The sequence below is a fragment of the Varibaculum cambriense DSM 15806 genome (assembly GCF_000420065.1).
Taxonomy (GTDB): Bacteria; Actinomycetota; Actinomycetes; order Actinomycetales; family Actinomycetaceae; genus Varibaculum; species Varibaculum cambriense.
Genome location: NZ_ATUF01000007.1, coordinates 47,424 through 57,506, shown reverse-complemented (window position 1 = coordinate 57,506; position 10,083 = coordinate 47,424). Strand labels below are relative to the sequence as shown.

Here is a 10,083-nt window from a genome sequence, read left to right as displayed (position 1 = left end):
GACGTGTCTATGCAGGTCACAGCGTTATCGCGTGTTTCGTAGTTTTGTTCTTTTCGTTTGCGGAAATCACGAAACCGCAGGTAGAGCGTTTCGTATTTTTTTCGTATTTTGATCGGCAAATTACGAAACGAGGCCAAAACTACGAAACGAGCACACTACAGACGTGTCACAGGTCACAAAAAGGCGCGCCCCTTGCGTGTCACCATGCCGCCACACAACAGCTGCCCCACCACAACACCCCAGCCGTGTCACGTGGCGTGTAGAGACGTACTCGGATCTGTCTTTAAAGTTCAGGTCGCAGGCTATTGTGCGCGACGCATAAGTTTCGTACGATGGCCTCTAGACCGTATGTGGCGTTTTAATTCGTTTCTGGTCTAGCCAGCCGCATACGGGGGATAACCCCGAGGATAATTCACAAAGAGATAGTCTCTCGACCGTGATAGGCGCGGTTCCTCCGACGAGATAGACCGGTTGGCAACGGCATTGCCAACCACAAAAGCGGTCAGGTAGGGAGTAAGCGCTCCCGTAAAGCAATGGGACGGCAGACCACCGTTCTAGCGAGTTGAGCACGGCACTCCAAGCCGCCTGAATAGCAAGCCGGTAAAGCACCCCGCTCCGGGACAGATCAATCTGCCCAGGAGCGTTTTTCTATGTCCGAAAAGGACACGACTACCGCTGTCGCGCCACGCTTTTACACGCTGCAAGAACTCACCGATCTCGGTGTCGGCTCTGAGTCCACGTTGCGAAAAGCTATTAAAGAGGGCCGTCTTTCATTCCACCGTTTCGGCACCGCCTATCGGATTCGCCAAGACGATCTCGACGCCTACCTCGCGGCCGCACGCCGCCCTGCCCCGCAGCTATTTGACGGCTTCGTCGATGCCGTCGTGGATGCAGCGCCCCAACTGACAGATGAGCAGCGCCAGCAGCTCGTCACGGTGCTGGGTGGTGCGAAGCACTAGTGCGGACAAACCCACCTACGACGAGATCCCGCCGCTTAGCTCAGCTAGCCAGGCTGGGTCTTGAGCTGAGTGCGAGGGCTGATGGGTGATGGTCGTGCTACAACACACGCGCGCTCCACCGTCGTGCCCCGAGCCCAAACAAAGAATTCACTCAATCAAGGAGAACAAACCATGTCTTTCAGAGACGATTACGCAGCCGCGCTCCGCGATGAGCAGCGAGCAAAAGATTCCGTGAACGAGGCGCGCCGTGCACACAAAGCAGCAAAGGAGCGTCTTGCGCAGTTGCGCAAGTACGCCAAAGAGTTCGAGGTGAAACTCGACGACGACAAGCCCGCCGGGACCGAAGATGACGGCGATACGCCGAAGAACGGTGACGGCAATACGACTAAGAACGGTGACGGCAATAAGCCTGAGAGCACCGAGGGCAGTAAGCCGAAGCGGCATCTAGAAGTTGTACCCGACTAACCCTTTAGCCGTACACGCAATCACCTCATGTGTGTACGGCCACGCGGCGTGACGACGTACAGCCGTCACGTTTGATGTCGCCACACACCCCGCTCGCAAGGGCGGGGTTTTCGCGTGTGTGCGGGTGGCTGCGGCACCGCTACACGTGACACTGTCACGATGCTTGCGCCGGTATCGGCGACGGGGCATATACACGTCTGCCCCGTCGCCTGGATCATCCGCCACATGGCTGGCGGTATGTCGCGCTGCTGTTATGCGCGGTTCTGGCCGGCATAGTCTTGTGTGGACTTGAAATATGCCGAAGACGGGGCCGTGGGTGCAGCAAAGACAGCAGCGTGGACAGAGCAGATTTCAGCAGCTGTGCTGCTGAAGATGCAACCGCGACGGCAGATGGTATGCGGCGGACGCCGCATCATGGACGCGTCGTGAGATACGCCAATATCCATCTCGGCAGGCTTGCCGTGATGGAGCGTTTCGTGATGACCCAAACACGACACATCGATGCTGGCATATCCGAATGTATATCGACAAGATATATCGGATTGCCAGCAGTGTCGTGACGTAAAGCATGGGTCATCACACAAGGTGCAGCGTCAGCTGCACTATTGGGCACCTTGACCGGAGCGCAGCGGAGGGAAAGGTAGACCCAGCCAGACCGAGCGAGCGAGGTCTGAGACTGGGGCTGTAAGGGGCGGCGCGCCAGCGCCGGGCACCGGGTTATGCGAGCGCCAGCGAGTAGTAATACCCGGTGCAGTGCCTCGGCTATGCCGAGCGCCGGAGCGCAGCGGAGGCGTCGCACCCCCTTATGCCCTTTTCCCCCTTCTACCCCTATAACGACAAACATATAGGGGTTTTGACACAGAAGGGGGCTGCGACCTGCGTGTTTCGGGTCTTAAAGTGGTCTTCGACCCTTACCCGAAACGGCCCGTTGATGCGCGAAGCGCACATGGTGCCTACGCAAAACCTGCAGGTCGCCACGCTGTGCGCACCACATGCGGCGTCAGCCGTTGTATGTCGGTCTTAAAGTAAGGGCCGATGACGGGTGGAAACGCCGCTTGCGGCGTCTTCCCGCGTCATCGAGACACCTGCAGCGAGCCTGCGAGCGCAAGGTGTCTAACCGCACGGCAAGACCGACATCGTTTACGTGGTGCGCACAGCTCCACCCTGCACTCTGGTACCGCCGTCAGGCGGTCATTGCAGGGTGGTGAAAATCCCGCAGCGAGCCATCCGCCGCAAGGCGGTGTTGATGCTGCTGCGGGTGTTGAGAAACGGGCCTGGTTAACACACTCCATATCGGCCCGTGCAACAGACACACTATCGGTGCAGACGTATCACGTTCGCGGCGGCCATATGCGCGACAGCGCATGTGATGAGCACCGCCAGCGACGTGTGTTTCGCGAGCGCCCGCTCGCAGCAGATCCAGCGGCAGCTGTTGATGCAAATGTGTAGCGCCGCGACTCGATTGGTTCATCTTTGTGGCAGCGGCTGTACGGCCCCGTGGCAGTTTTGTACGCCTCGGATGGACGGAGTGTGCGTGCAGAAGAACAGTTTCGAGACGTCGCTGTTCGTCGTGTATCTGCCGAAGTCGATGTGCAAGGAGATCCCCGACTACTACACCAGTGAGGTGGACGGGCGCGAAGTGAAACGTCCGCGCTATGTCGCCCGCGACTACGAAGAAGCAAAGAAGTACCCCGAAGAGTCAATGCGTTGGCTCGCCGAGAACTTCATTCCCGGCGGTATCGACGCAGTCGCTGGCGGTGATATGAACTTTGACGAATCAACGCCACACATCCAGTTCCAGGCGGATACGTTCTCACCGAAGCCCGAAGATCCCGACAAGCTCCGTTGCCGCCCCGGCATCGCGTACAACACTGACACCTCAGTGCGGTACACATCCGGCCCGAAGAAGGGCAAGCAGATCTCGGGTAACCAGAAGTTCATCGACGCGCAACGGGGCCTGCGCGAACACATGCACTCGCTCGGCTATCCGGTGGAACTAGAAGTCTCCGAACGTCATGACGAGTCACTCAACCTCGACCGCTACACCGAGCAACAAGACCGGGAGCGCGATCTCGCCAAGCGCGAGGATGATGTGGAAGTCAAGAAGCGATCCGTGCAGCGCGACATGGACGCAATTGATCGTGACCGCGAGCAGGCTGCTAAGGAACTTGAACAGGCGCAAGAAGCCCGCGAAGCAGCCCAGCGCGTACAGGAGAATGCTGAAGCACAGGCTCGCGAGGTTGCCGAGCGTGTGCTCAAGGAAGCACGCGAGAAGGCCGAGCAAGAAGCCGAAGAGATCCGCAGCGAAGCACGCAAGGATGCTGAGCAGGAGTTGGGCCTGGCCGAAGCGCAAGCAGACGAGCTGCTCGAACGAGCCGAAGAGACTGCGCGGGCCAAGGCGGGCGATATTACAGCCGCAGCTCGCAGCGAAGCAGAGACGATCACTCGCAAGACCGACGAGGCCCGTAAGCAGGCTGAGCGCGACGCCGAGACGATCCGCAGCAAAGCACGAGATGAGGCCACGAGCATCCGCGACGAGGCCACACGCGACGCTGCAGTAACGCGCAAGGATGCCCGCGATGAGGCTGATCAGATCCGCCGCAACGCGCACACGGACGCCGAAGATGAAGCCGCCATCATCATCGAAGAAGCGGTGAAGTCAGGACAACAGTTGGAGCACTTGGATAAGAAGTTCCTGGTGCAAGAACTGCATCGCAGCCCAGAGTTGCTTGAGCGTTACACGCTGTTCAGGCAGTCGCAGACCTCAGGCAAGAAGGGCGGGGCGCAGCAGCGTGCACGCGAGCGCATCGAGAAGCGCCGCCAGCAGCAACAGCAGCGTGATCGTGATGGCGGTATGGAGTTGTAGCACTGCTCTCCCCTGCCCTGTACGGCCTTCTGCGGGCCTAACAGGGGGCCGTCGGCGTCGTAGGTCATTGGCGGCGGGTAAACGGCTGATATTCAGCGAAAATCGAAGAAATCTCGGCTAGGCGGGGCCGGTGTCACTACGTTGCGCAGTGAATTGGCCTGTTGAGTGGCGGAGATAGTGCGCAGCACGTCGGTGTGTACGACGGGGCATGTGCTGCGCAGAAGAGATGTCCGTAGAAGGGCCGACAGAATGTCGTTGTCATTCTGTTGCGTAGTAAAGGTGTCAATAGGATGACAAACCACTTCACTGCCCAATTCACATGTCATTAAAGTGACAGGGCATTTGATTGCGCAGTAAACGTGTCGATGAAATGGGTGCCCAATACACAGTGCAACCTACGTGTTAATGAAATGTCACAGACACTACATAGTGCAGTGAGTTGCGCAGCAGAAACGCCAGTAAAAGCACCGCACCACTGCACCGTAAAACTGCACAAGTGATTCGCAGCAAATTGGCGTGTGAAATGGTTGAAAAAATAACCCCGCAGGTTTCCCTGCGGGGTTTCGTAGTTAGAACGGTACTTCTTCGCCCTCAGCGCCAGCCAGGGCGGCGGTCGCCGCCTCGCCTCCGCGACGGGCAGCGCGAGCAGCGGACTCCTTCTTGGAATCGATCAGCTGCACCGTGTCGATGCGCGCCACCAGCGGGTACTGCTTCACACCGTCCTTGTCGGTGTAGACGTCGGTCTTGAGCGAGTAGCTCACCGCAACGCGATCGCCGGAGCCGATGCAGCCGAACACACCGGGGTTCGCGGCGTCCTGGACGTAGCCGGTCAGCTCCACGATCTCGCTTTCCACCTTGCCGGTGGCCTTGTTCTTGAAGGTGTTGCGCGCATAGACGCTGAGTTTCACCGTCGCGCCACCGTTTGCGTGCTCGAACAGCTTCGGTGCGCGAGCTGCGTTGCCGACGATGGTGCCGTTGTTGAAGGGGTTGGACATGATGGTTCTCCTTACGTGAGTGGGTGTGAATTGCCGTGCAATTTGGGTGTTGAAGCAGCTGCTTTGCTGCTGCGGGGTGGTTGCGCTGTCGTTACAGCACTGCCCAGGGCAGCGGTGTGCCTGCCGCCTCTAGGTCGCGCAGTTCTTGTGCTGCGCCCGGATCGGCGTCCTCGCCGTCGATGCCGTCGGCGAGCTGGTAGAGCAGTTCCAGGTCGGTGTGGGTGATGTCGCGCATCACGTGCCTCCTTGTTCGGATTGATGGTCAATCCGTCTGTTGGAGACAGCTCTGCTGTCTAGGGGGTTCTCCCCCGCCCCGCTAGGTGTGCATCTCTGCAGGCCACGGCCCCGCGAGAAAAAGAAACCCCGTTGCATCGCTGCAACGGGGTGTGTGGTGCTACTCGGTGAACAAGATCGTGCGGGTCTTCTCGGCGCCCTCGCGGACGAGTTCAACCATCCGCTCGCCTTGGCCGATGTCTGTCAGCTTCGCGACCAACGACGGGAAGTTCTCGTCTGGCCCGATCTCGGTGGCTCGCTGCGCAGCCACGCCAGCTAGCCCCGGCTGGCCTGTGGCGTGCGCAAGCACGGCAACAGTTGCGGTGAGCTGCGCGCGCATCCCTGGCCAGCTGGTCGGGACAGCACGCATAACCTGCTCCGCGAACCGTAGGCCCGCCTGCGGGTCATCGAGCAGCGCTGCGAGCAGCGTGTCTCGCAAGCGCGGCGTGGTGAAGCATTTCAGCGCGGATCGAACAGCGCGAGTGCTCGGCTGGGTGATCCCTGCCGCCGCCTGCTCGTATTCACGCTGCAGCACGTCCGCGAACATGGGCGGGATATACGCCAGCGCGTCTTCGATGATGTCGGCGTGCTCGGCAGCGTCGATGCCGTGATCGGTGCTGTTCAACCGTGCTTCGATGTCGTCTTTGCTCGGCTCCGGCAGCTCTCCGGTGTGCTCTAGCATCTGCTGAAGCGCCGCCGATGCGGCGACCTCGCCGACAACGCCGTGGCGTGGCTCGTCGATGAGCGGATGCTGGTACACAGACCACCACGCGGCCCCGGTGACGATTTCGGGCACCTGCACCACCCCGAGCAGCGGCGGTAGGTGCACTGCCCCGCTGGTGAGGTACGTGGCCGTCTCGTCGAAGACCGGTTGCGCAATGTCATCGCTGATCATGTACGCGATAACTGCGTCGAGTTCGAGGTGGTGGACCCACGCTGCGAACCGCTCGCGGCTCTCGTTGAGCTTCTCCACGGCCTCGTCCAGGTCGAACCGTGCGACCGGGCCGAGGCGGACGGTGTCGACGCCCTCGTCGTCGACGAAGAACGCGAGGATCAGCGAGTTGTTCGGGTAGAAGCCGAGGATGCCGGGGAGGTTCGCAAGGATCTCGCCGTGAGATGCAAGCGTGTGGGAATGAGTGGACATGGCAGTGCTCCTTTGCACGAATACGGGGTGTATGTGGTCAATCCCGTATTCGGCCCGGCTCTGCCGGTCGCAGGCGTATCCCAGCAGTACAGTGCCTTTGTGCGCCGGGCGTCGCTAGCGCAGCCTGGTGCCTTCTCGCCGGGTGCGAGCGCTAGCGACGCAGCCTGTGCTTAGGCGTCGGCTTCGATGCGCTTGAGAGCGCGATAGATCGTCGGCCGCGAGACGTTGAATGTCCTGGCTACTGCACTGACGGACTTGCCGCCCTCAATAAGCTCCTTGGCGATCTGGGCTTGTTCTTGGTCGAGCTTCGGTTTGGGGCCGGCGACCCTGCCCTGGGCGCGGGCGTGCGCCACGCCCTCACGGGTGCGCTGGACAAGAAGGTCACGCTGAGTGTCGAGCTACTGTCTCTGCTTGGAGGTTGGAACGTAGGCGTAACCGATGAGCGTTAGACACCCACCTCACCAGTGATCGCGGCAGAAAACGGTAATCCTTGCATAAAGCCTTCCATGTAATCCCAGTCAGGCTTCCCGGTTGGTGCAGCTGGCAACCGAAGTGTCATCTTCCTCATTCGAGCCAAATTCCACTTATACCCATACGTGAATCGGTCCTTCTCGTGACGAATCATGGTTGAGATGAACAGCATTGCCCAGTAGGACACTTCTTGTTTAGGGATTAACACCTGAATGTCGTCTGAGGCGAAGTACGGTTGATCCTGGTAGAAGGAATAACCAACCGATCCGTTGTAGGGAACTGTGATGGTCCCTGCGGGGAAGAGTGGTTCAAGCGCGCTCCAATCGGTAATCCCATTGTTACTGTCCGAAGCACCTATGAAACGTGTTGTTCCCGGTTGCCTATTTGCTTTGGTGACTCGCTTACCCTTCTTGATCTCAAATAGCTGTTCTATCGGGAAATCGCACCAGCCACTGGGGTCGGTCAAAGCCACGGGATCGCCTGTAGCTGCCCGAAGCCCCTCATGAGTCGGAACCTCACTAATTTCGACCCAATCGGGTATCTCGGTGGGAACCTCAATAGTCGCTAGAGTGCGGTTTGCTTCCCTTCCGAAAGCGCTATAACGAAAGGCGTTCTTGCGAATACACATCGCGTAGAAGAGACGCTCGTTGAGACTCATGGTGTCTCGCTTTGGACGAAGGACTGCCACGTTCTGAGCTGTATAGAACGGGCGCTGCTGAACATAGGAAGACAGCAGTCGCGACCCTCCGAGGGCAACTGTGATTAAACCTGTGGGATAAGGGGTCAGGTCAGGTAGTGCCTCGACGTACCCGGAGACACCTGATTTTCCGTTCAGGCCACCCACTCGTCCTACAAATGCGATGCCTGTCCGTGGATCGGTTGGTGTCATCTTGTTCATGTCGAGTTTGTTTCCGTACTCAACATGAAATAGGTCACCTAAAGGTTGGCGAGTCACGCGTCCCCGCCTTCTTCGATATCGACCCCGCGCAAGGTGAACAGTGCGTAGTCGAGAAGGACCTTCTCGAAGTCCGACTGGGTAAGAGTCGAGTAGTCCGTTTCCATGTAAGCTTCCGCGACCCATTCATCCTCGGCATCCACCTTTTGCATGACAGATTCACCAGGCTTGACTTCTCGATTACGGAACATCTCAACCCAGTGGTCGCGTATCTCTGGCCAGGTTCCATTTCGATCGACGCGGCCGAGATTCTTAATTTTGACGAACCCGTCTTCGCGCCAATAACCAAACCAGCTTTTCCGGTCAGATCTTTCATGTGGAATGTGTGCAGTAAACACCATCACACAAGTGACGACACCAACCGGGTAAAAGACTTCCGGTGGCATTGACATGACTGCTTCCAGTGTGTGGTTCTTCAGGAGGCTGCGCTTGCGGATGCTAGGCGCAGTTGCGCACGAGATAGGGACAATGGCAATACCGATCGCCCCGGGAGTGAGACAATCAAGCATGTGTTCCACGAATCGCAGCTCGTGCAGGTCTTCCTTAGTTTTGGCGTAAGGCGGGTTAATCAAACCAACTGTCGCTTTGTGGGACTTGACGCCTTTGGTGATGGCGGTGTCAAAACAAGACCCTTGGTAGAGGTTGGCCTTCCCGTCACCGCGCAGGATCATGTTTGAAGCCGCTAGGGCGTACATGCTCGGGTTTTGTTCGACGCCGATCAGTTGGTTTTTCTTGATCGACTCAATCTCGTCTTGCGTGATCGCAGTACGGACCATCTGGTTCATTGCCGAGATTAGGAAGCCTCCAGTACCAGCGCAGGTGTCAAGCACGATGCTGTCCTTATCGACGTTGGCAAGCAGGCTAAACAGCTCAGTGATGTGCTTCGGCGTGAGTACAATCCCCAACCCTTTGCCGTCACCGCCTGTGTACTTCAGGAACTCACCGTAGAAAGCTCCCACAACGTCGAAGTCGTGATAAACGGTGATAAAGGGCAGCACCTTCTCCGCAAGCAGGGTCACGATTTCGTGTAACAAGCCCTGCGGATAGGCTTTGGTAGCTTTACCCAGCTCTGGGTGCACTTGGATGCCAGTAAACGGCTGGGTCATGTTCGTTATCTTGGCGAACGGGATTTGCGCAGACCCGATGACTTTCTGGATCGTTTGCATCCAGAAGTCGGGCAAGTCTTTCGCACCATATGCTTCGTAGGTCTTTGCAAAGACAGGGTCGTTGAGCGCGATTAGGCTACCCGCGACGGCGAGAGGCTTCTCTTTCTCTTCTAGCTCCGCTTCATCCCTCATGAAAGCGTGCATTTCCTGAGAGAACGAAATGAGGTCTTTTGTTCGCTTTGCCTGAACAGAAGGATCGAACGATGCGGCGGTAATGAGGTCATCAAGGCTGACAAGTTCGGTAATCGCTGCACCGCTCGGGGCCTTAAGCGGGCGTGCTTCCTTCTCTCCTTTGGTGGTGACAAAGAAGGACCATTCACTATGTGCAGGCGTGCCCGAGACTGCAATCGAGATCACGGTGTATTTGTGTGTCAGAAAACTTGCGTAGTGCAGAACACCGTCAACCGCGAAGTCTTTAGGGCGATCACGATTTTCCGACTCGTGCCAACGTGTCTCTGCCTTGCACTCGATAACCACGATCATGTCGGGGGTGTCGGGGGCAGTGATGATGAACTCCGGGAAACCACCACCGCCGCCGCCAGTTTTCGACGCCTTCGACAAAGACTTGCGAACCAGCTCAATGGCGGATTGCTGCTTCTCAACGATGATCTTCTCTGCATCCTCGTAATATCCGAGGTTGCGGAGCTTTTCATCGACTAAGTCTTCTGTAATCCGCTCGTTTGCCATGCGGGCACTCCCTATCCAAGTCTGGCCGATCCTCCACATCTCGCCCCTGAGATGTAACGATGTACACATGGCAGGATGCGAAGCCGCCCGGGATCGTTGCGT

The 10,083-nt window shown here is 58.1% G+C and carries 10 protein-coding genes; 4 read left to right on the top strand and 6 right to left on the bottom strand.

All coding sequences use genetic code 11. The annotated features are described in order from the left end of the window. Nucleotides 1-650: 650 nt before the first annotated feature. From F605_RS0108620 to F605_RS0108610, 3 genes are all read left to right on the top strand, one after another. Nucleotides 651-959: a helix-turn-helix domain-containing protein gene (locus tag F605_RS0108620; protein WP_022865471.1), complete on the top strand. Its 309-nt coding sequence runs from the start codon at nucleotides 651-653 to the stop codon at nucleotides 957-959. A gap of 171 nt (nucleotides 960-1,130) precedes the next feature. Beyond that, complete coding sequence (locus F605_RS0108615; RefSeq protein WP_022865470.1) at nucleotides 1,131-1,424, top strand: hypothetical protein; 294 nt, start codon at nucleotides 1,131-1,133, stop codon at nucleotides 1,422-1,424. Nucleotides 1,425-2,958: 1,534 nt separating this feature from the next. Next, complete coding sequence (locus F605_RS0108610) at nucleotides 2,959-4,290, top strand: coiled-coil domain-containing protein (RefSeq protein WP_027723731.1); 1,332 nt, start codon at nucleotides 2,959-2,961, stop codon at nucleotides 4,288-4,290. A gap of 569 nt (nucleotides 4,291-4,859) precedes the next feature. Here F605_RS0108610 and F605_RS0108605 read toward each other — a convergent pair. From F605_RS0108605 to F605_RS0108595, 3 genes are all read right to left on the bottom strand, one after another. Further along, nucleotides 4,860-5,285: a single-stranded DNA-binding protein gene (locus F605_RS0108605; protein WP_022865468.1), complete on the bottom strand. Its 426-nt coding sequence runs from the start codon at nucleotides 5,283-5,285 to the stop codon at nucleotides 4,860-4,862. A 91-nt stretch (nucleotides 5,286-5,376) separates the two neighbouring features. Continuing rightward, nucleotides 5,377-5,520 (bottom strand): hypothetical protein, encoded by a 144-nt coding sequence (locus F605_RS11475; RefSeq protein WP_016456431.1) that lies wholly within the window; start codon nucleotides 5,518-5,520, stop codon nucleotides 5,377-5,379. A gap of 159 nt (nucleotides 5,521-5,679) precedes the next feature. Beyond that, nucleotides 5,680-6,702 carry a DUF4192 domain-containing protein gene (locus F605_RS0108595; protein WP_022865467.1) on the bottom strand — a complete coding sequence of 341 codons (1,023 nt, stop codon included), beginning with the start codon at nucleotides 6,700-6,702 and terminating at the stop codon, nucleotides 5,680-5,682. Here F605_RS0108595 and F605_RS11445 point away from each other — a divergent pair. Continuing rightward, entirely contained in the window at nucleotides 6,691-6,876 is a 186-nt protein-coding gene (locus F605_RS11445; RefSeq protein ID WP_156005365.1) for a hypothetical protein, read from the top strand. The genes F605_RS0108595 and F605_RS11445 overlap by 12 nt on opposite strands. On the opposite strand, the gene F605_RS11345 is transcribed toward F605_RS11445, so the two are convergent. The 3 genes from F605_RS11345 to F605_RS0108580 all read right to left on the bottom strand — a co-directional run bounded on the left by F605_RS11345 (nucleotide 6,873) and on the right by F605_RS0108580 (nucleotide 9,981). Beyond that, nucleotides 6,873-7,055, bottom strand: coding sequence for a helix-turn-helix domain-containing protein (locus F605_RS11345; protein ID WP_022865466.1), 183 nt, complete (start codon nucleotides 7,053-7,055; stop codon nucleotides 6,873-6,875). The genes F605_RS11445 and F605_RS11345 overlap by 4 nt on opposite strands. A gap of 92 nt (nucleotides 7,056-7,147) precedes the next feature. Further along, entirely contained in the window at nucleotides 7,148-8,128 is a 981-nt protein-coding gene (locus tag F605_RS0108585) for a restriction endonuclease subunit S (RefSeq protein WP_022865465.1), read from the bottom strand. Next, nucleotides 8,125-9,981: an HsdM family class I SAM-dependent methyltransferase gene (locus tag F605_RS0108580; protein WP_024058955.1), complete on the bottom strand. Its 1,857-nt coding sequence runs from the start codon at nucleotides 9,979-9,981 to the stop codon at nucleotides 8,125-8,127. Before F605_RS0108580 ends, F605_RS0108585 begins: the two co-directional genes overlap by 4 nt. Nucleotides 9,982-10,083 lie beyond the last annotated feature (102 nt).